The organism is Amycolatopsis rhabdoformis (genome assembly GCF_035918295.1).
GTDB classification, from domain to species: Bacteria; Actinomycetota; Actinomycetes; order Mycobacteriales; family Pseudonocardiaceae; genus Amycolatopsis; species Amycolatopsis rhabdoformis.
In genome coordinates this window covers 10122456-10142874 of the sequence record NZ_CP142149.1, presented here as the reverse complement: position 1 = coordinate 10142874, position 20419 = coordinate 10122456, and the positions used below count along the sequence as shown (strand labels likewise).

Genomic DNA, 20419 nt, shown 5'->3' with positions numbered 1-20419 from the left:
CAGAGGGCATTTGTTCGGATCGCGCACACAAGTTCTTGATATGAACATACCACGATCGACCGGTCCGAGGCGAGAGCTCCAAGCTGCCAGACGCCCCCGACAATTCGGCCGGAAACGCGAAAAGGCCCCTCCCCCAACAACTTCCGGGGAGGGGCCAGTCGCGAGATTCAGCCGACCGTGATCAACCTCGACCCGTGGGCCGGCACCGCCGTCGCCGTCCACGAGCCCGAGAACGAGCCCAGATCCGTCCGTGCCACCAGGTCGCGCACCGCGTGCGAACCCGACAGCCCGAGCGCCGAGAAGCTCACCGAGACGTTCGCGGACGACGAACCGAGGTTGTAGACCGCCACCGCCCGCTTCCCGCCGGGCAGCTGCTTCTGCCACACCTGCGACGTGCCGCTCGTGACCCGCGTCGGATACGTGCCCGACCGGTCGACGGAGATCACCTCGGGGTTGGTGAGGATCCGCACGGCCGAGTCGTCGAGGAAGTACACGTCACCGCCCACGTACAGCGGCGAAGAAGCCATCGACCAGAACGTCATCACGCTCTGCCGCTCGGCGTCGGTGAGCCCGTCCTGGATCCCGCTGCCGGTGTTGTTCGAGATCGGCATCGAGTCCAGGTCCGGCCGGTAGCCCGCGTCGAACACGCCCTGCCACGCCGGCAGGTCGTCCCAGCGCTTCTTCACCGAGCTGTCCCACGAAGAGACCGTGCCGCAGTAGCACTCCACGTCGGTGTCCACGCGCACGCTGTTCGCGTACGGCGCCAGCCCCGGCCCCGCCTCGCGCGGTACCGGCCAAGCGCTGGCCGTGAGCCACATCGCGCGGCCCGAGTGGTCGATCGCCTTCGACCAGGCCGCGATGTCGGGCACGTTGTCCGCCGTGGTGCCGTCCACCTTCAGGAAGTCGACGCCCCAGGAGGCGAACTTCGCCACCACGGAGTCGAAGTAGGCCTGCGCACACGGGTTGGCGTAGTCGACCTTCCAGTTGCCGCCCCACATGTTCGACGGCGTGAGCGGCAGCACCACGATGTCGCGCGTGTGGCACGACGTGCCGACGATCGGCGCGTTCTTGTCGTACACCTCTTTGTCGAGCCCGGTCGCCGCGTACAGGCCGATCTTCAGGCCCAGCCCGTGCACGTACGAGGCCAGCGGCGCGATGCCGTTCGGGAACCGGCCCGGGTCCGGGTCGGCGATCCCGTTGGCGTCACTGTGGAACACCCAGTCGAAGTTCGCGTTCCAGCCCGCGTCGAGGTTGATGTTCGTGTAGCCGGCCGACTTGAGCTTGGCCGACACCGCGTCGGCCGCGTCGCGGATGTGCGAGTCGACCAGCCAGCTCGTGCCGTACGTCGGGCGGGTGGAGGACTGCACGCTCCAGCTGCTCCAGCCCATGAACGGCGTCACGAACGTGGTCTTGGCCTGCGCCGAGGGCACGGCGAGGGCACCGGTCAGGACGAGAACGGCGGCGGCCACCGTCCACAGTCGACGGAGTGTGGACTTCATCGGTCACGCTCCTTGCAAGGGAAAGGGGAGTTACTCCTTCATCCCGCTCGCCGCGATGCCGCGGACGATGAACCGTTGCGCCACCAGGAACATGGCCACGAGCGGGGCGATGGTCACGAGCGCGCCGGCGAACAGGGCGGGCAGGTTGATCGTCTGCGCGGTGAGGAAGGTCGAGAGCGCGATCTGGGCCGTCCACGACGACGGGTCCTGCCCGATGACCAGCGGCCACAGGAAGGAGTTCCAGCTCTCGATGAACATCAGCGCGCCGAGCGAGGCGATCATGCTGCCGGAGTTGGGCAGCACGAGCCGGCGGTACACCCCGAGGTAGCCGAGGCCGTCGAGCCGGCCCGCCTCCTCGATCTCCGCCGGGAACCGCAGGTAGAAGTTGCGGAAGAGGATCACGGTGAACGCGCTGAACAGGTTGGGCGCGATGATGCCCCACTCCGTGTTCACCCCGCCCATGGCGCCCACGACCACGAACGTCGGCACGAACGTGACCGACTGCGGGATCATCAGCGTGACCAGCACGTAGGTGAACACCGCGCGCCGGCCCGGCACGTCGATGCGGGCCAGCGCGTAGCCCGCCATCGAGCCGAACATGGTGCCCACCGGCGCGGTGATGATCGCGATCACGAACGAGTTGAGCAGCGCGTGGGCCATCGGCACCGACGGGTCGCCGAACAGCGCGCCGAAGTTCACCCACGACAGCGGGTCGGGCAGCCACGACCAGTCGGGCGAGGTCACCTGCGCGCGGGTCATCAGGGCGTTGCGCACCATGATGTAGAACGGCAGCAGGAAGATCAGCACGAGCACGGTGGCCAGCAGGTACTTCGGGAACTTGCCCCAGCCGGTCGAGCGGTCCCGCACGCGCGCCGGGGCGTCGGTGCCGGCGGCAGTCAGCACGGCCATGTCAGTCCTTCTTCCCGAAGCCCACGAGCTTGCCCTGCAGCAGCGTGATCAACACGATGACCACGGTGAGCACGAACGCACCCGCGGAACCGACGCCGTAGTTCTGGTCGCCCAGCGCGGAGTCGTAGAGGTACACCAGCGGCGGCTTCACCGGCGCGGTCGCCGTGCCGGAAAGGCCCGTGCCGAACAGGTTGTAGAACTCGTCGAACGCCTGGAACGCCGCGATGAGGATGAGCAGCAGCACCGCCACCGACGTGTTGCGCAGCTGCGGCAGCGTGATGTAGCGGAAGGCCTGCCACTTCGACGTGCCGTCGAGCTCACCCGCTTCATACAGCGAAGGCGAGATCGCCTGCAGACCCGCGAGGAACAGGATCATGTACAGCCCGACCTGCAGCCACAGCCGCAGCGTGACCACGGCGATCCAGTACACCGGCGGGCTCGTCTCCGACAGCCACGGCACCGGGTCGGCGCCGAACAGGCCGCCGATCACGTTGGCCACGCCCGAGGGCAGACCGTTGAACAGCGCCATCTTCCACACCAGCGCGGCGACCACGTAGGACACCGCGCCCGGGATCAGGAACACCGTGCGGAAGAACGCCTTGCCGCGGCGGATGCTGTTCACCAGCACGGCCAGGCCGAGCGACGCCGCGAACGTGACCGGCACGATGAACACCGTGAACAGCGCGATGATCAGCAGCGAGTCACGGAACGCGGAGTCGCTCAGCAGGAACGTGTAGTTGTCGAGCCCGATCCACTTGCCGAGCGAGATCGTGCCGCGCGCGTCGTTGAACGAGAGCAGGAAGCTCCACGCGATGGCGACGTACTTGAACACGCCGAGCCCGATCACCACCGGGGCGGTGAGCAGGGTGAACGCGCCGATCGCGCGCCAGTCCGCCTTGCGGCGGCGCCGGTTCACCGGCGCCGCCACCGTCTTGGGCGGCAGCGCCGCCGGTGCCGAGACCGCCATGTCAGGCGAGCTGCTTGTCGACTTCGGCCTGGGCCTTCTTCGCCGCGTCGCCGAGCTCGGCGGCGGGATCGGCCTGGCCGTTGGCGATCTTCGTGGCGGCCTGCAGGAACAGCGTCGCCGACGCCTTGTTCCACAGCCCGGAGTACGAAAGCCCGTTCTGCTGCAAGATCGTGACGGCGTCCTTGGCCGCGCCGGTCGAGAACTCGGTGGTCTGAGCCGCGACCTCCTTGCGCGCCGGGATGTGGAAGCCGTACTTCACGCACCAGTCCTTCTGCAGATCCGCCTGCTGGATCCACAGCCAGTTGACGAACTTCTTGGCGGCGTCGAGGTTCTTGCTCTTCGCGTTGGCCAGCTGGTACCAGCCGCCGACGCGCGCGACCTGGCGCCCGGCGTCACCGAACTTCGGCCACGGCACCACGCCGAAGTCGTCGCCGAGGGCCTTCTTGATGTCCGGCAGCGACCACAGGCCGCCCCACTGCATCGCGGTGGCGCTGTCGGAGAACGCGCCGGGGTCGGACCAGTCCGTGGGGTAACCCTGCAGCAGGCCACCGGTGTCGTGCAGCTGCTTGAGGCCCGCGATCGCGGCGACGGCCTCGGGCGTGGCGAAGGCGACCTTCTTGCCGCTCGCGTCGAAGAAGTCGGCGCCGGAGGACCACAGCAGCAGCGTGGCAGCCTCGCCGACGCCGTCGGTGCCGACGTAGAGACCCTTCTGCTTGCCGGTGGTGAGCTTGCGCGTTGCGTCGAGCAGTTCGGCGAACGTGGTCGGCGGCTTCACGCCGGCCGCGGCCAGCACGCTCTTGCGGTAGTACAGCATCATCACGTCGTCGATCGTCTTGACGCCGTAGATCTTGCCCTCGACGGTCGCGGTGTCCAGCGCGGCCTGGGAGAAGTCGCCCTTCACCGGGTCGACGATGTCGTCGAGCGGGGCCAGCAGGCCGTTCTTCACGTTCTGGTACCGGAAATCGCCGATCTCGAAGAGGTCGGGCGCGTCGGCGGTGAGCATCGCCGAGTTGAGCTTGGTCTCGTAGTCGCCGGCGATCCAGCTGACCTTGATCGCGATGTCCGGGTTGGCTTTGGTGAACTCCTGCGCGTAGCGCTGCACCGCCTGCTGCGTGCCCGACTCGCCGTACGCGTGGTACCACTGGTTGAGCGTGACCTTCGCCCCGCCGGCGGCACCGGAGTTCTTGTTCAACGGGTCGGAAGTGCAGCCGGCCAGGGCGGCTCCCCCGGCGAACAGCACGGAGCCGACGAGGAAGCTCCTGCGCGACAACGATGGGGACAGGGCCATGTGACTTCTCCTCACAAGCGGTCGGACACGAAAAGACTCTGAACGGCGACAGCGGCGGCGCCCCGTGCCCATTCCTCGAACGGCAGCGGCCGGATCACCAGGCCGCACCGGGCAGCGCTGCCGAAGGCCTGCTCCGCGAACGTGCGGCGGATCTGTTCCTCGAACAGGTCGTAGGTGGCCACGCCCTCGCCCGAGACCACGACCCGTTCCGGGCCGAAGAGGTTGACGAGCGCGGCCAGCCCGAGCCCGATCGCGTGGCCCGCGGTCGCGAACACCGCCCGCAGCGGCTCGTCGCCGGCCCGCGCCCGCGCGACGGCTTCGTCGAGCGTCAGCTCCGGGTCGCCCGCGGCCCGGCGCGCGCTCGCGACGATCGCCTCGGTCGACGCGATCGCCTCCACGCAGCCGGTGCCGCCGCAGTGACACGCCGGGCCGTCGGCGCCCATGCCGGCCACCGGCACGTGCCCGATCTCGCCGGCCACGCCGTGGGCGCCGCCCACGAGCCGGCCGTCGAGCACGAGCGCGCTCCCTATGCCCGTGCCCACGGTGACCAGCGCGAACGACGCGGCGCCGACGCCTTCGCCGAACCACTGCTCGGCCACGGTGAGCGCTTTCACGTCGTTTTCGAGAGTGGTCGCGAGGCCGGTGCTCTCCTCCAGCAGCTCGGCCAGCGGTACGTCGCGCCAGCCGAGGAAGGGCGAGTAGCGCACGAGGCCGGAGTCGCGGTCGACGTCGCCGGACACCGCGACCCCCAGGCAGTAGGCCCGGTCGCGGTAGCTGGTGGCGCCGTCGGGCGCCGAGCCGGCCAGCAGCTCGGCGACGAGGTCGACGAGCGCGCGCACCACGTGGTCCACGTCGTGGCTGGTCAGCGGGTGGTGCTTGGCCACGCGGATCTGGGCCTGCAGGTCGGTGACCACGCCGATCAGGTCGTCGCCGGTGATCTTGACGCCGATGAAGTACTCGCGGTCGGGCCGGATGGCGAGCGGGCTCGCGGGACGGCCGGCACCGGGTGCGGTGCGCTCGGCCGAGGCGAGCTCTTCGAGGTAGCCGGCTTCGATGAAGGGGCGCGCGGCCTTGGTCACCGCGGCGGACGACAGGCCCGTGCGGCGGGCGACGTCCACGCGGCTGACCGGACCCTGGGTCAGCACCGTGGTGAACACGGTGGCCGCGGCGGGACTCGTGATCGGCGCCCTTGCCGGTGCACTGCGTGGCATGCGCGGAACCGTACGACGGATAAATTAACTTCGTCAAGAATTTATTTTTCCGCTGGTCATCCCTACGCTCTGATCCATGTCCGTGGAATTCGACGCCGATCACCGGCTGTGGCTGCTGCGAACCCGGGAGTCGGCGTACGCCTTCCGGCTCGACGAAGCCGACCGCCCGCGGCACGTGCACTGGGGCCCGCCGCTCACGCTGGAGCAGGCCACGCAGATCGCGCGCCGGGCCAACCCCGTGGACTCGAGCTTCGACGAGCCGTACGACGACCGGGCCGAGCTGGCGACCGAGGGCGGCGCGTTCTTCGGCGTGGCCGGGCTGTCGGTGCGGTTCGCGGACGGCACGCAGGCCGTGGAGTGGGCCTACGCCGGGCACGACGCGTCCGACGACCTGGTGGTGCGCCTGGCGGATCGGCACTACGGCCTCGTAGCCGAGCTGCACTACGGCCTCCGTGGTGACGTCGTGCAGCGGCACGTGGTTCTGCACAACACCGGAACCGAGCCGATCTGTCTGCTGCGCACCGATTCCGCGGCCTGGACGCTGCCCCGCCGCGACGCCTACCGGGTCTCGCACACCACCGGCGCGTGGAGCGCGGAAGCCGGGCTGTTGCGCGAAAACCTGCCGGTCGGCGAGACCACACTCACCAGCCGGCGCGGGGTGTCGAGCCACCAGGCCCAGCCGTGGGTGCTGCTCGACGACGGCACGGCGACCGAAACCCGCGGCGAGGTCTGGAGTTCCGCGCTGGCGTGGAGCGGCAGCTGGCGGATCACCGTGGAGCGCTCGCACACCGGCCGCGTGACGTGGACCGGCGGCTTCGGCCACGAAGGGGTGCAGTGGCGCCTCGAACCCGGCGGGACCTGGGAGACGCCGGTGTTCGCCGGGCTCTACACGGCCGACGGATTCGGCGGGGCGAGCCGGAAGTGGCACACCTACGTACGCGAGCACGTGCAGCCGCACGCCGGCGAGCTGCGCCCGGTCGTCTACAACTCGTGGGAGGCCACGGGCTGGGACGTCGACGAAGCCGGCCAGCTCAAGCTCGCCGCGATCGCCGCGGAGGCCGGCGCCGAGCTGTTCGTGGTGGACGACGGCTGGTTCGGTGCGCGCACCGGCGACACCGCGGGCCTCGGCGACTGGACCGTGAACCGCTCCCGGTTCCCGTCCGGGCTCGGGCCGCTCGTGGCGGAGGTGCACCGGCTCGGCATGGGCTTCGGGCTGTGGGTCGAACCGGAGATGGTGAACCCCGACAGCGAGCTCTACCGCGCGCACCCGGACTGGGTGCTGCACATGCCGCACCGCGAACGCACGACGCTGCGCAACCAGCTCGTGCTCGACTTCGGCCGGCCGGAAGTCGCCGACTGGGCGCACAAGTGGCTGCACGGACTCGTGGCCGAGCACGGCATCGACTACCTCAAGTGGGACATGAACCGCGCGTTCACCGAGGCCGGCCCGAGCCGGATCTGGGTCGACCACGTGCGCGCGGTCTACGGCGTGCTCGACCGGCTGCGCGCCGACCACCCGGCGCTGCGGATCCAGGCGTGCGCGGGCGGCGGCGGGCGCACGGACCTCGGCATCCTCGCGCGCACCGACGAGATCTGGGCCTCGGACAACACCGACGCGGCCGACCGCGTGAAGATCCAGCACGGCTTCTCGCAGCTGCTGCCCGCGGGCGCGATGGCCGCGTGGGTCACCGACAGCCCGAACCCGCTCACCGGCCGCGAAGCCCCGCTCGAGTTCCGCTTCCACGTGGCGATGGCCGGCGTGCTCGGCCTCGGCGGTGACCTCACGAAGTGGACCGCGGACGAGCTGCGGCGCACGGCCGAGCTCGTGGCGCTCTACAAGGAGATCCGGCCCGTGGTGCAGCACGGCGAGGCCCACCGCCTGGCCGACCCGGCCGTCTCCCCGCTCACCGCGACGCAGTTCGTGCTCGGCGAAGACGTCGTGGTGCTCTTCGTGCGGCGCCCGCACGACCACGGCCGCCCGATCGTCACCCCGGTGCTGCACGGCCTCGACCCGGCCGCGCGCTACCGCGATGCGGAAACCGGCTGCGTGCACCACGGCGCGGTGCTGCTCACCCACGGCCTGCCGCTCGAGTTGCCCGGCACCGGTCCCGCGAGCAGGCTCGTGCGGCTGCGGCGCGAGCCTCGCTAGCGGGGCCGTCGGCCCACTAGGCTGCCGGTCATGCCCGCTCGCCCGATCATCGCCGTGACCCGCTGGATCCCCGACGACGCGGTGAAGGTGCTCGCCGAGGCGGGCGAGGTGCGGATGTCCGACCTCGACCGGCCGCTCACGCCCGAGGAGCTGCGGTCGTTCGTGGCGGGGGCTTCGGCGATCGTCGCGATGCTGCACGACCGGGTCGACGGCGAGGTGGCCGAGGCCGCCGGACCGCAGCTGGCCGTGGTGGCGAACGTGGCCGTGGGTTACGACAACCTCGACGTGCCGGCGCTGAGCGAACGCGGCGTCACCGTGACCAACACCCCCGGCGTGCTCACCGACGCGACGGCCGACCTGGCGTTCGGGCTGCTGCTGGCTGTCACGCGCCGGCTCGGCGAAGGCGAACGGCTGCTGCGCGACCGCGAGCCGTGGTCGTTCCACCTGGGCTTCCTGCTGGGTTCGGGGCTGCAGGGCAAAACGCTCGGCATCGTCGGGCTCGGGCAGATCGGGCGCGCGATGGCCACCCGTGGGGCGGCGTTCGGGCTGCGCACCGTCTACTCGGGACGGTCGGCGAAACCGGACTTCGACGGCGAGTTCGTGTCCTTCGACGAGCTGCTGAAGCAGTCGGACTTCGTGTCGCTGCACTGCCCGCTCACGCCGGAGACGCGCCACTTGATCGACGCGGCCGCGCTGCGCGCCATGAAACCCGGCGCGTACCTGGTGAACACCACCCGCGGCCCGGTCGTCGACGAGGCGGCGCTGGCCGACGCGCTCGAAGCCGGCGAGATCGCGGGCGCCGCGCTGGACGTGTTCGAGCGCGAACCGGAGGTCGAGCCGCGGCTGCTCACGCGCGACGACGTGGTGCTCACCCCGCACCTGGGCTCGGCGACCGTGGAGACGCGCACCGCGATGGCCGTGCTGGCCGCCCGAAACGTGACCTCGGTACTCACCGGGGAAGCCCCTCTGACGGAGGTAGCACCGTGACTCGTGTCGTCATCGCCCCGGACAAGTTCAAGGGCAGCCTCACCGCGGTCGCCGCGGCCGAGGCCATCGCCCTCGGAGTGCGCGACGCGCTGCCCGACGCCGACATCGCCGCCTGCCCGGTCGCCGACGGTGGCGAAGGCACGCTCGAGGTGCTGGAGAACGCGGGCGGCCGGCTCGTGCGGCTCTCGGTGCGCGGCCCGCTCGAGGAGCACGTGGACGCGCGGTACGTGGTGCTCGACGGCACGGCCTACATCGAGTCGGCCCGCGCGTGCGGCATCGAGTTCGTGGACCCGACGCCGGAAACCGCGCTGGCCGCACACACCTGGGGCGTCGGCGAACTCCTCGCCGACGCGCTGTCCCGCGGTGCTTCGCGGCTCGTACTCACCGTCGGCGGCACCGCGAGCACCGACGGCGGCGCCGGCATGCTCGCCGCCCTCGGCGCGGGCGTGTTCGACCCCTTCGACGCCCCGATCGGCCTCGGCGGCGGCACGCTCTCCCGCGTGGCCAAGGTCGAACTGACCCCGGCGCGCGAACGGCTCGGCTCGGTCGAGGTCACGGTCGCCACGGACGTGACCAACCCGCTCGTCGGCCCGAACGGCGCCGCGGCGGTGTTCGGCCCGCAGAAGGGCGCGCGGCCACAGGAGGTCGAGGAACTCGACACGGCGCTCGGCCGCTGGGCCCAGGCCCTGGTCAACGTCGGCTGCGCGGACGTCTCCGCCGTCCCGGGCGCGGGCGCCGGCGGCGGTGTCGCGGGCGGCGCCATCGCGGGCCTCGGCGCGAAGGTCGCCTCGGGCTTCGACCTCATCGCCGGCCTCACCGGCGTGGACACCGCCCTGGCCGGCGCCGACCTCGTGATCACCGGCGAAGGCTCCCTCGACTCCCAAAGCCTCGCCGGCAAAGCCCCGGCCGGCATCGCCGCCCGCGCGGGCCGCGCGGGCGTGCCCCTCATGGTCCTCGCCGGCCGCATCCAACTCGACGCCGCCGACCTCGCCGGCCTCGGCGTGATCGGCAGCAGCGCCCTCATCGACCACGCCCCCTCCCTCGACCACGCCCGCACCCACGCCGCCGAACTCCTCCGCGCCCGCGCCGGCGCGCTGGTCCGCACCTGGTTGAGCTGAATTTTCTGCCCCGCCTCCGGCGGGGCGGCGAGATCGCCCCAAGCCGGCTCCTTCGTGGCCGACATGGTCGGCCCCGGGGGGCCGCCCACGCCGACCACGAAGAAACCGGCGCGATCTCGCGCAGTGGTCACCTGATAGTGAGGGATGCCGGTCGAGCCGGCGACAAGGACTCTGCGCCAACGGCCGAGCTGCTACGCGCCCACGCGAGCGAACTCGCCCCAGCCGGGCCGCCTAGCTGGCGAACAGGCCGCGGTTCGCGAGTGCCTGGGCCGGCTCGCGCCGACGGTGCTGATGCCCTGGCAGCGGCGTTCACCGGAGTTATCCACAGGGAGGCCGTCGCCGGCGAAGTTGTCCACAGATTCGTCGCCGGGCGTTTTCGGGCCCCTGACCTCGGTAAACTGGAACAGGGCAGTCCCCCCAGAGGAGGGCGGGGGCGTTGCCGAGGCGAGGGCGTTGCCGAGGCGAGGGCGTTGCCGAGGCGAGGGCGTTGCCGAGGCGGGCCAGGCCCCAGGCCGAGCAGGAAGGAGCCGGCTTGCGGCGATCTCGCCCCAAACCGGCGCCGGCACCAAAGATTCCGCACCACGCGGCCGAACTACTGCGCACCCACGCCAGCGAACTCACCCCACCCGGGCCGCCCACCTAACGGGCCAGGCCCAGTCCGCCGATGTCGAGCAGACAGGAGCGAGCCTGCGGCGAGATCGCCCCAAGCCGGAGCCGACGCCAAAGCCCCAGCACCACGCGCCCGAATTACCGTGCACCCACGCCAGCGAACTCGCCCCGCCCGACCGCCCGCCTACACGGGCCAGGTTCCGAGGCGACCCCACCGCGAGATCGCGCCGGTTTCTTCTCGACCGATGTGGGCGGCCCCCCGGGCCGACCGCATCGGTCGAGAAGAAACCGGCTTGGGGCGATCTCGCACGCGGCGGCGGAGCCGACGCCAAAAATACAGCCGAAGCCGCCCGTACTCAGCTTTGCTGGGGAAGGACGGCGAAGGCTACATCGCCCGTCTCATCCTGCTGCACGTCCAGGACCTTGTCGTCCAGGAGGGCGGCGGCTTGGGGTTCGAGGAAGACCTTCGCGCCGGCGTCGGTGCCCACTACGCGGTCGCCGTCTTGGGGGGAGGGGGCGACGGAGAGCGCGAGCTGGGCGCCCTCGCCTTCCTGCACGCTCTGGAGCGCGAACCGCAGTCCGCTCTCCTCGGCGCCTTGTTGGGCGGTCAGTGCGGAGATCGCCTCGGCGGCGGCTTCGGTCACGGTCAGCATCTTTCGGCCTTCCCTTCGTCGCGGTCGGATGCGATGGGTTTTCACGCTAGGGGCGCCTCTTCGGCTGCGCAGTGTGAGCGGCGCGCGGGCCGGGTTGCCGTGGGACCGCTCACAAGGACGTTTGAAAAGCCGCCGTTCTGCCCAGTCGCGGGCGCGCGTGCGCGCGATCACCGAAGAACACGGAATAGACCACGCGCGGCGGAGGCTGAACCTGGTGTGTCTGTCAGCGGGATCACAAGTCTTCATCGGGTTCAACAGGTTCACAAGTTTGTGAAGCAGAGGTAGCGTCAGGATCATGACCACCACCAGGTGGACGCCCCGGCCGCCGCTTTTCCACCGGGACCCGCAGCGTCACCACGAGGACCACGAGCTCGGCGGACACGCCGCGTGGTACCTCGTCGCCGGTGGCGTGACCACGGGCCTGCAGGCACTGCTGTTCGTGGCCCTGCGTCCGGAGTTCGGCTCGCAGTGGGCGAACCTGGTGGCCATCGCGCTCACCACGGTCGGCAACACCGAATTCCACCGCCGCGTCACGTTCGCCGGGCGCGCGAGCAAGGCCGGCCAGCGCCACCTGCAGGATTTCCTCACCTTCGTCTTCTACGCCGGTTACGGCTCGATCGTGCTGGCCACCCTCGACGCCGTGGTCAGCAACCCGACCGCGTGGGACGAGACCGCGAGCCTGCTGGCCGCGAGCTTCGTCGGCGGGGTCGTGCGGTTCGCCGTGCTGCGCTGGTGGGTGTTCGCCCACGACAAGCCCGCGACACCCGCGCCCGAACACGACTAATCTCCCGAACCGTGTCGGAAGAGCAGACCGAGCCGCCGGGCATCGGTCCCCATTCGGGCGGCAGTGAACCGGACTACCGCTTCACCCTCGCCAACGAGCGCACCTTCCTCGCCTGGCTGCGCACCTCGCTGGGCTTGATCGCGGGCGGTGTCGCCGTGCACCAGCTCGTGCCGACGCCCGTCGTGATGAGCACTGTCCTCACCGGACTGTGCGTGGTGCTCGCCGCGGTGCTCGCGGCCGGCGCCTACCCGCGCTGGCGGCGGGTGCAGATCGCCATGCGCGCCGGGCAGCCGCTGCCGCGCAGTGCGCTGGTCATCGTGCTCACCGTCGGCGTGTTCCTGCTGATGGCGGCCGCCGTGGTCCTGGTGATCGTGACGTGAGCCGGCCCTTCGCGAACGGCGCGCAGCCGGAACGCACGGGCCTCGCGTGGCGGCGAACCGCCTTGTCCGCCACGGCCTGCGCGGTACTGCTGCTGGCCGCCGCGTTGCGCACCGAAGGCGCCTGGGACATCCTCCCGGCGGTGCTCGCGAGCCTCACCGCGGTGGCACTGGCGATGGCCGGCCGACACCGGGAGCGATCACTGCGCGACGACCCCGAACCGCCCGCACTGAAACCCGTTCTACCCGCAGTGGTGGCCACCCTCTGTTGCGCTACGGCCGTGTCACTCTTGGTGACGTACTGAGTGGACAGTCCGCACATCCTGCGAGCAGCGATTCGTACTGTGCGTTGACTGGTCTCGATTTTATCAAGACCACTGCTGCTAACGGGGTATTCGTAGTTGAAATCTGGACTGTCGGCCCGCGAGCCGCATAAGGTTACGGAGCGTCGCAACGGAAGCAGTGAGCACTCGATCATCCGGGGGTAGCTGCGACCGCAACATCACAGAGTGTTGACCCCAAGACCGCGACGGTCGCAGGGTCGCCGGGGAGACGACCATGACAGCACCGTCGAAGACATCCCGCACGGAAGCAGCCGCCGACGAAGGCGACGTCCCAGGCTATGTCACGCCCGAGACGTTGCCCAGGCCCGCGGGCCGGCTGACCAAGGAAGACCTCGACCCGCTCGTGGTCGCCGCGGGCCGGGGGGACCAGCGCGCGATCACCGAACTGCTCCACGTGCTGCGGCCCGTGGTGGCCCGCTACTGCCGGGCCCGCATGGGCGGCCGCGACCTGTCCTACCTCTCGGCCGACGACGTGGCCCAGGACGTGAGCATGGCCGTGCTGAAGGCCCTGCCCGACTACCAGGACCGCGGCGGTTCCTTCCTCTACCTCGTGCACGCGATCGCGGCCAACAAGGTCGCCGACGCCTACCGCGCCGTCGCGCGGGACCGGTCCGAGCCGGTGCCCGAGCTGCCGGAGCGGCCGCTGGTGGGCAACGAGCCCGAGTCGTATGCGCTGCGGCTCGACCTCGGCACCCGCCTGCAGGAGATGCTCACCCGCCTCGCGCCGCTGCAGCAGGAGATCCTCACGCTGCGCATCATCGTGGGCCTGAGCGCCAACGAGACCGCCGAGACGCTCGGGATCTCCGCCGGCAACGTCCGCGTGACGCAGCACCGCGCGCTCACGAAGCTGCGTGACATGGTCAAGGGCGAGGAGTTCTAGAACTCCAGCGCGTACACCCGCTTCGCCGTGTACTCGAAGACGTCGAGCCGTTCGGGGTCCGTGAGCGGGCCCGTGAGCGACATCGCCGCGTCGAGCACGACCTCGTAGGCCGCCGCCAGCTCGCACACCGGCCAGTCGGTGCCGAAGAGCACGCGGTCGGAGCCGAACGACGTGAACACGTGGTCGGCGTAGCGGCGCAGGTGCCCGATCTTCCACTGCTGCCAGTCCGCCTCCGTGACGAGCCCGGAGAGCTTGCACGCCACGTTGTCGCGCGCGCCGAGCGAAGCGATGCCGTCGGCCCACGGCTGCCACTCCCCCGCCGCGATCCCCGGCTTGGCGGCGTGGTCGAGCACCAGCCGCAGCTCGGGCAGCTGCTCGGCCACCTTGCGCGCCGACGCCACCTGCGCGGGCGCCACCAGCAGGTCGTACACCAGCCCGGCCGCGCCGACGGCGGCCAGGCCGCGCAGCACGTCCGGGCGCAGCAGCCACTCGGGGTCGGCCTCGTCCTCGACCTGGTGGCGGATGCCCACGAGCGGCCCGAGCTCCTTGAGCCGCGCGAGCTGATCGGCGACGTCGGGGGCCGTGAGGTCCACCCAGCCCACCACGCCGGCGATCACCGGTTCGGCGGCCGCCGTGGCCAGGAACTCCTCGGTCTCGCCGACGTCCGCCAGCGTCTGCACCAGCACGGTGGCGTGCACGCCGGCCGCGTGCGTCACCGTGCGCAGATCGTCCACTGTGTACGGACGGCGGATCGGGTCCATCGGCGCGCCGTCGAGCCACGCGTAGTCACGGCGCGCCGGGTCCCACAGGTGGTGGTGGGCGTCGATCACTGCGGTCCTCCAGAGGTCACGGGCCGGCCGACGGCGTCCGCGCGCAGCAGCCCGGCGTCGACGAGGTCGGTCCACAGTACGGCGGGCACGACCTTCGCCGCGCGGCGCGCGTTCACCGCCACCTGCCCGGCGTCGTGCGCGCCGACGACCACCGAGACCACGGCCGGGTGCGAAGCCGGCAACGCGAGCGCGGCCTCGGGCAGCTCCACCCCGTGGCGGGCGCAGATCTCCGCGATCCGTCGGGCCTTGGCCACGAGCTCGGCCGGCGCCGCCGCGTAGTCGTAGATCGCGCCCGGCTCGGCGGTGGCGAGGATGCCCGCGTTGAACACCCCGCCCGCCACCACGCCGACCCCGCGCTCGCGGCACAGCGGCAGCAGGTCGTCGAGCGCCGGCTGGTTGAGCAGCGTGTACCGCCCGGCCATGAGTACGTGGTCGAGGTCGAAGCGGCGTACGAACTCGGTGAGCATCGGCGTCTGGTTCATCCCGGCCCCGACCGCGCCGACCACACCCTGGTCCCGCAGTTCCAGTAATGCCGGGAACGCGCCGGCCACGGCCTCGTCGAAGTGGTCGTCGGGGTCGTGCACGTACACGATGTCCACGCGGTCGAGCCCGAGCCGCTCGAGGCTCGATTCCAGCGACCGCAGCACGCCGTCGCGGCCGAAGTCCCAGCGCCGCCGGTAGGTGGCGGGCACGTCGAAGCCCTGGTCGTCGCGCTCGCCGGGCGCCGCCGCGTGCGGTTCGAGCACGCGGCCAACCTTGGTGGAGAGCACGTACTCCTCGCGCGGGTAGGCCGCCAGCGCCCGGCCGAGCCGGCGTTCCGAGAGGCCGAGACCGTAGTGCGGGGCCGTGTCGAAGTAGCGGATGCCCTCGTCCCACGCGCGGCGCACGGTCGCGGCGGCCGTGTCGTCGTCGATCGCGTGGTAGAGGTTGCCCAGCTGCGCGCCGCCGAGCCCCAGCGGGGAGAGCTTCACGTTCACTCCTTCACCGGAAGTTCCCAGACGAGCCCGAGGCCGGCCGAGGTGCTGTTGCGGTCATCGGCGGTGTCGAGCAGCTCGTTGATGCGGATCTGCCACTCGATGTCGGCGGGATCGTCAGCGAGGGCGGCCTTCATCGCGTCGAAGTCGTCGACCTCCACGAAGTGGAACAGGTCGAGGCCGCTGCGCCAGATCCGCCACGTGCGCACGCCGGCGCGGCGCAGCGCGGTGTCGAGTTCGGGCGGGATCACGGCGTGCACGGATTCGTAGGCGGCCTCCTGACCCGGTTTGAGCCGAGTGCGCAAAGCGACACTTTGTGGTGTCGGGCCGTGGGTCATGGTTCCTCCTGCCGGGTTACGTGGCACTCTGTGTTCAGAACACCGAAACATCCGAGGTCTCTTGAGGGAGGGCGGTCTGGATGCCCGTCACCGATGTCGCGATCGACAAGATCAAGGACATGATCATCTCGGGGGAGCTCGCACCGGGCGACCGGCTGCCGAAGGAGGCCGAGCTCGCCCAGCGGCTGGGGCTCTCGCGCAGCTCCCTGCGTGAAGCCGTGAAGGCGTTGTGCCTGATCAGGGTGCTCGACGTGCGCCAGGGCGACGGCACGTACGTGACCAGCCTCGAGCCCAACCTGCTGCTCGACGCCATGACGTTCGTGGTCGACTTCCACCGCGACGACACCGTGCTCGACTTCCTGGCCGTGCGCCGCATCCTCGAGCCGGCCGCCACGGCGCTGGCCGCGCTGCACATGAGCGAGGACGACATCACCGAGCTCGGCGCCCTGCTCGACGAGCTGGCCGACGCCCCCACGGTCGAGGCCCTGGTGGCCAACGACCTGCAGTTCCACCGCAAGATCGCCGACGGCTCCGGCAACCCCGTGCTGTGCTCGCTGCTCGACAGCCTCTCCGGGCCCACGGCACGAGCCAGGATCTGGCGTGGCCTCACACAGGAAGGCGCGGTGGCCCGCACGCGTGAGCAGCACACGGCCATCTACGAGGCCATCGCCGCCCACGAACCGGAGCTGGCGCGGTCGTGGGCCACGGTGCACGTGGCCGGGGTGGAGCAGTGGCTGCGCAGCACGCTGACGCAGACCGACGAGGCCGAGCCGCCCGACGCCGAACCGGCCGCTGCCGCGTCGTAACCGCGTCGCACGATCGGTGAAGGACGCCTTCAGGGGAGCGAAATCCCTCGAGGCGTCCTTCACCGAACGGCGAGAAGGTCGGATGATCACGGCCCACGCGCCGATCAGGTCTGCGGCTTTCCGCCGGCGTAGCGGCTGATGATCAGGGCGATCAGGATGATGCCGCCGTAGATCGCCTTCAGCCATTCCGCCGGTACCTGCGCGATGCGCAGCAGGCTGTCCACCGACTGCAGGAGCAGCACCCCGGTCAGGGCCCCGACGAGCGTGCCCTTGCCGCCGTCGAGCGAGACGCCGCCGATCACCGCCGCGGCGAAGACCTGCAGGATCAGGCCGTCACCCTGGTCGGCGCCGAGCGCGCCGACGTAACCGGTGTAGGCCAGGCCGCCGATCGCGGCCAGCACGCCGGCCACGATGAACACCGCCCACGAGATGCGGTCCACGCGGATGCCCGCCGCCCGCGCGGCCTCGCGGTTGCCGCCGATCGCGTAGAGCGACCGGCCGACACGGTGGTAGCGCAGGCCGAGCCCGAACAGCAGGAACAGCACCGCGGCGAGCCACACCGACATCGGCAGCCCGGCGAAGGTCGTGGTCGCCAGGGCCGTGAACGCGTCGAGCTGGTCGAACAGCGTCTTGCCGTTGGTGGAGCCGATCTGCGTGCCGCGCAGCACTGTGAGCATCGCCAGCGTGACGATGAACGCGTTGAGCTTGAGCTTCACGATCAGGAAGCCGTTCACGAAACCGATCAGCGCGCCGACCACGGGGATCGCGAGCAGGCCCAGCGCCGCCGGCCAGCCCGTGCCGAAGCCCGAGGACGTCGCCGGGATCACCAGCATGGCGCCGATCGCCGGCGCGATGCCCATGGTCGATTCCAGGGACAGGTCGAACTTGCCGGTCAGCAGCACCAGCGACTCGCCCAGCACCACCAGCGACAGCGCGGCGGCGGCCGAGAGGATGCTGATCACGTTGTCGAACGTGAAGAACGAGTCGCTGATCAGCCCGCCGATCACGAACACGACCACGAGCGCCGGCAGCAGCGCCAGCTCGCGCAGCCACAGCGACTTGCGGCGTTTCGGGGGCGCCGCGGGCAGCGCCGTCTGCGGATCGCTCATCAGCTCAGTCATGGAGCCCGACTCCTTCGATGTCGGCCACGAGGTCTCCGTCGGACCAGCCGGCCTGGTGTTCGGCGACGACGGCACCGGCGCGCAGCACCAGCACCCGGTCGGCCAGGCGCAGGTCGTCGAGCTCGTCGCTCACGATCAGCACGGCCTTGCCCACGGCTCGCACGCGGTCGACGACCGCGAGCAGGGCCTCCTTCGACTTCACGTCCACGCCCGCGGTGGGGTTGATCAGCACGACCACCCGCGGGTCGCTCTCCAGCGCCCGGGCCAGCACCACCTTCTGCTGGTTGCCGCCGGACAGGTCGGCCACCGGCTGTTCCGGCCCGGCCGCCACGATGTCGAACGCGGCCAGCGCGCGGGCCCCGCGGTCGTGGCGCGCCTTCGGCGAGGCGAACCCGGCCGGGCCCATGCGGTCGAGCACCGACAGCGTGGTGTTGTCCATGATCGAGTGCTCCAGCACCAGACCCTCGTGGTGGCGATCCCGCGGCACACAGCCGATGCCGGCGTGCACCGCGGCCGGGATGTCGCCGGGCGGCAGCGGTTTCCCGTCCACCGCCACGGTTCCCGCCGAGGGCGAGCGCAGCCCGTACACGGTCTCGGCCACCTGGTGCTTGCCGCTCGCGTTGCTGCCGGCCAGCCCCACGACCTCGCCGCGGTGCACCCGCAGCGACACGTCGTGGAAGCCTTCCCCGGACAGCGCGTCGACGGTGAGCACCTCGGCGGCGTCCACGGCCAGCGGGTCGCGGCTCGCCGCGTCGCGCACGGACAGCCCGCCCTGCTCACCGGTCATGGCGTCGACCAACTGCGGCCGACTGACCTCGGCGACCGGCGCGGTGAGCACGTGCTTCGCGTCGCGCAGCACCGTCACGGCCTGGCACACCTCGTACACCTCGTGCAGGTGGTGGGAGATGAACAGGAACGTGACGCCACTGCGCTGCATCTGGCGCATGCGCTCGAAGAGCCGCTCGATGGCCTGGCTGTCGAGCTGGGCCGTCGGCTCGTCGAGCACGATGAACCGCGCGCCGTAGCTCAGCGCGCGGGCGATCTCCACGAACTGCCGGTCCTCCACCGAAAGATCGCTCGCCTGCGTGTCCACGTCCACGCGGACGTCCCACGAGTCGAGCAGCTCGCGGGCCTGCTTGCGCAGCTTGCGCCAGCCGATCGCGAACCCGCCGCGCGCCTGCCGGTTGAGGAACAGGTTTTCGGCCACGGTCAGCTGCGGCACCACCATGGCGTGCTGGTACACGCACGCCACGTGCGCCTTCCAGTAGTCCTGTTTGGACAGTGGCGGCGCGGGCAAACCGCCGAACTCGACGCTCCCGGTGTCCGGAAGGGACAGTCCGGTGAGGATCGACACGAGCGTGGACTTGCCCGCCCCGTTGCGGCCGACCAGCGCGTGGGACTCGCCGGCGTGCACGGTGAGGCTCACGTCGTGCAGGGCCACGGTGGGCCCGTAGCGCTTGCCGACGCCGCGGGCACTCACCACCGGCGCGGCCGTCTCGGGGGCGGGCGCGCTCACAGGTTGTTCCCCCACAGAGCCTTGTCGTCCACGTTGTCCTTCGTCACGACCGGGGCCGGCAGCTGGTCCTCGAGGATGCCGGGGCTGATCTCCACGATGGTGGAGCCGTGGTCGGTCGGGCCGGGCTGGAACTTCTCCCCCGCCATGGCCTTCTTGAGCCAGTACATGCCGTACTTGGCGTAGGCGTCGGCCGGCTGCGACACGGTGGCGTCGAGCTCGCCCGCGCGGATCGCCGCGAGCTCCTGCGGGATGCCGTCGTTGCTCACCAGCACCACGTGGCGCGGGTCGCTGGTGGGGAAGAACAGGTTCTTGCGCTTGAGCGCCTGCTCGGTCGGCGCGAGGTACACGCCGCCGGCCTGCATGTACACGCCCTTGATGTCCGGGTTGGCGGTGAGCAGGCTGTCGAGGCCGGAAGAAGCCTTGTCGGCCTTCCACTCCGCCGCGATCTCCAGCACCTTGATGTCCGGGTACTTCTGCTTCATGCAGTCGCGGAACGCCGCCGAGCGGTCGCGGCCGTTGACCGAGGCGAGGTCACCCATCACCTGCACGACCTTGCCGCTCTTCACGCGCTTGCCGATCTCCTCGCACGCCTTGGTGCCGTACGCCTTGTTGTCGGCGCGCACGACCATCGCGACCTTGCCGCTCTCGGGCGCGACGTCGACCGCGACCACCGGCACGTTCTTGTTCTCGGCCTGCTTGAGCCCGGCCACGATCGCGGCCGAGTCGATCGGCGTCACCACGAGGCCCTTCACGCCCTGGTTGAGCAGCGTGCCGATGTCGGTGATGAGCTTCGCCGCGTCGTTGTCGGCGTTCACCGTCGGCAACGCGTCGAGCCCGGTCTGCTTGGCCATCTGCGGCACGTAGTTGTTGTAGGCCTGCCAGAACGGCGAGGTCAGCAGCGGCAGCGTGGCCCCGACCTTGCCGCCGGTGTCGCCACCGCCGCCGGCCGACGCGGCCGGTTTGTCCTTCGTGGACCCGCACGCGGTCAGAACCAAACCGCAGGCGGCCGCCGCGGCGGCCAGCCGGATCACCTTCGTACGCACCGCATCCTCCTTGATG

Annotated in this window: 20 protein-coding genes; 8 read left to right on the top strand and 12 right to left on the bottom strand. The window is 70.8% G+C overall.

Annotated features, from left to right (window positions below; all coding sequences use genetic code 11):
• Window positions 1–167 precede the first annotated feature (167 nt).
• From VSH64_RS47210 to VSH64_RS47190, 5 genes are read right to left on the bottom strand one after another with little or no spacing between them, the layout of a single operon-like run.
• On the bottom strand, window positions 168–1499 hold the full coding sequence (locus tag VSH64_RS47210) for a glycoside hydrolase family 27 protein (RefSeq protein ID WP_326569247.1): 1332 nt from the start codon (window positions 1497–1499) through the stop codon (window positions 168–170).
• 30 nt (window positions 1500–1529) lie between these two features.
• Complete coding sequence (locus tag VSH64_RS47205; protein ID WP_326569246.1) at window positions 1530–2408, bottom strand: carbohydrate ABC transporter permease; 879 nt, start codon at window positions 2406–2408, stop codon at window positions 1530–1532.
• Between the two features lies 1 nt (window position 2409).
• Window positions 2410–3375: a carbohydrate ABC transporter permease gene (locus VSH64_RS47200; RefSeq protein ID WP_326569245.1), complete on the bottom strand. Its 966-nt coding sequence runs from the start codon at window positions 3373–3375 to the stop codon at window positions 2410–2412.
• 1 nt (window position 3376) lies between these two features.
• Complete coding sequence (locus VSH64_RS47195) at window positions 3377–4663, bottom strand: ABC transporter substrate-binding protein (RefSeq protein WP_326569244.1); 1287 nt, start codon at window positions 4661–4663, stop codon at window positions 3377–3379.
• Between the two features lie 11 nt (window positions 4664–4674).
• Window positions 4675–5874, bottom strand: coding sequence for an ROK family protein (locus VSH64_RS47190; protein WP_326569243.1), 1200 nt, complete (start codon window positions 5872–5874; stop codon window positions 4675–4677).
• 76 nt (window positions 5875–5950) lie between these two features.
• Here VSH64_RS47190 and VSH64_RS47185 point away from each other — a divergent pair, with 76 nt between their 5' ends.
• Genes VSH64_RS47185 through VSH64_RS47175 form a run of 3 tightly spaced genes read left to right on the top strand, consistent with a single transcriptional unit; the run spans window position 5951 to window position 10128 of the window.
• Complete coding sequence (locus VSH64_RS47185; protein WP_326569242.1) at window positions 5951–8023, top strand: alpha-galactosidase; 2073 nt, start codon at window positions 5951–5953, stop codon at window positions 8021–8023.
• Between the two features lie 30 nt (window positions 8024–8053).
• Window positions 8054–9010, top strand: coding sequence for a 2-hydroxyacid dehydrogenase (locus tag VSH64_RS47180; RefSeq protein WP_326569241.1), 957 nt, complete (start codon window positions 8054–8056; stop codon window positions 9008–9010).
• A complete protein-coding gene (locus VSH64_RS47175) occupies window positions 9007–10128 on the top strand; it encodes a glycerate kinase (RefSeq protein ID WP_326569240.1) in 1122 nt (373 codons plus the stop codon). The genes VSH64_RS47180 and VSH64_RS47175 overlap by 4 nt, the downstream gene beginning before the upstream one ends.
• Window positions 10129–11093: 965 nt before the next feature.
• Here the strand turns inward: VSH64_RS47175 and VSH64_RS47170 are convergent.
• Window positions 11094–11390 (bottom strand): HesB/IscA family protein, encoded by a 297-nt coding sequence (locus tag VSH64_RS47170; RefSeq protein ID WP_285969590.1) that lies wholly within the window; start codon window positions 11388–11390, stop codon window positions 11094–11096.
• 295 nt (window positions 11391–11685) lie between these two features.
• Between VSH64_RS47170 and VSH64_RS47165 the strand changes: the two genes are divergently transcribed.
• The 4 genes from VSH64_RS47165 to shbA all read left to right on the top strand — a co-directional run bounded on the left by VSH64_RS47165 (window position 11686) and on the right by shbA (window position 13775).
• On the top strand, window positions 11686–12174 hold the full coding sequence (locus tag VSH64_RS47165; protein ID WP_326569239.1) for a GtrA family protein: 489 nt from the start codon (window positions 11686–11688) through the stop codon (window positions 12172–12174).
• An 11-nt stretch (window positions 12175–12185) separates the two neighbouring features.
• Window positions 12186–12554: a YidH family protein gene (locus VSH64_RS47160; protein WP_326569238.1), complete on the top strand. Its 369-nt coding sequence runs from the start codon at window positions 12186–12188 to the stop codon at window positions 12552–12554.
• Window positions 12551–12856, top strand: coding sequence for a DUF202 domain-containing protein (locus VSH64_RS47155; RefSeq protein ID WP_326569237.1), 306 nt, complete (start codon window positions 12551–12553; stop codon window positions 12854–12856). Before VSH64_RS47160 ends, VSH64_RS47155 begins: the two co-directional genes overlap by 4 nt.
• A 253-nt stretch (window positions 12857–13109) precedes the next feature.
• On the top strand, window positions 13110–13775 hold the full coding sequence (gene shbA / locus VSH64_RS47150) for an RNA polymerase sigma factor ShbA (RefSeq protein ID WP_326569236.1): 666 nt from the start codon (window positions 13110–13112) through the stop codon (window positions 13773–13775).
• Here the strand turns inward: shbA and VSH64_RS47145 are convergent.
• From VSH64_RS47145 to VSH64_RS47135, 3 genes are read right to left on the bottom strand one after another with little or no spacing between them, the layout of a single operon-like run.
• Window positions 13772–14605: an amidohydrolase family protein gene (locus VSH64_RS47145; protein WP_326569235.1), complete on the bottom strand. Its 834-nt coding sequence runs from the start codon at window positions 14603–14605 to the stop codon at window positions 13772–13774. The genes shbA and VSH64_RS47145 overlap by 4 nt on opposite strands.
• A complete protein-coding gene (locus VSH64_RS47140; protein WP_326569234.1) occupies window positions 14602–15582 on the bottom strand; it encodes an aldo/keto reductase in 981 nt (326 codons plus the stop codon). Before VSH64_RS47140 ends, VSH64_RS47145 begins: the two co-directional genes overlap by 4 nt.
• Window positions 15579–15917 carry an L-rhamnose mutarotase gene (locus VSH64_RS47135; protein WP_326569233.1) on the bottom strand — a complete coding sequence of 113 codons (339 nt, stop codon included), beginning with the start codon at window positions 15915–15917 and terminating at the stop codon, window positions 15579–15581. Before VSH64_RS47135 ends, VSH64_RS47140 begins: the two co-directional genes overlap by 4 nt.
• Before the next feature lie 80 nt (window positions 15918–15997).
• Here VSH64_RS47135 and VSH64_RS47130 point away from each other — a divergent pair, with 80 nt between their 5' ends.
• Window positions 15998–16723, top strand: a complete 726-nt coding sequence (locus tag VSH64_RS47130) for a FadR/GntR family transcriptional regulator (RefSeq protein ID WP_326569232.1) — start codon at window positions 15998–16000, stop codon at window positions 16721–16723.
• Window positions 16724–16827: 104 nt separating this feature from the next.
• Here the strand turns inward: VSH64_RS47130 and VSH64_RS47125 are convergent, their stop codons facing one another.
• The 3 genes from VSH64_RS47125 to VSH64_RS47115 are packed head-to-tail and all read right to left on the bottom strand — an operon-like array spanning window position 16828 to window position 20403.
• The gene (locus VSH64_RS47125; RefSeq protein ID WP_285969598.1) at window positions 16828–17844 is read right to left on the bottom strand and encodes an ABC transporter permease; all 1017 of its coding nucleotides are present in this window, start codon (window positions 17842–17844) and stop codon (window positions 16828–16830) included.
• Window positions 17837–19360 carry a sugar ABC transporter ATP-binding protein gene (locus tag VSH64_RS47120; RefSeq protein WP_326569231.1) on the bottom strand — a complete coding sequence of 508 codons (1524 nt, stop codon included), beginning with the start codon at window positions 19358–19360 and terminating at the stop codon, window positions 17837–17839. The genes VSH64_RS47125 and VSH64_RS47120 overlap by 8 nt, the downstream gene beginning before the upstream one ends.
• Window positions 19357–20403, bottom strand: a complete 1047-nt coding sequence (locus VSH64_RS47115) for a sugar ABC transporter substrate-binding protein (protein WP_407655613.1) — start codon at window positions 20401–20403, stop codon at window positions 19357–19359. Before VSH64_RS47115 ends, VSH64_RS47120 begins: the two co-directional genes overlap by 4 nt.
• Between the last annotated feature and the right edge of the window lie 16 nt (window positions 20404–20419).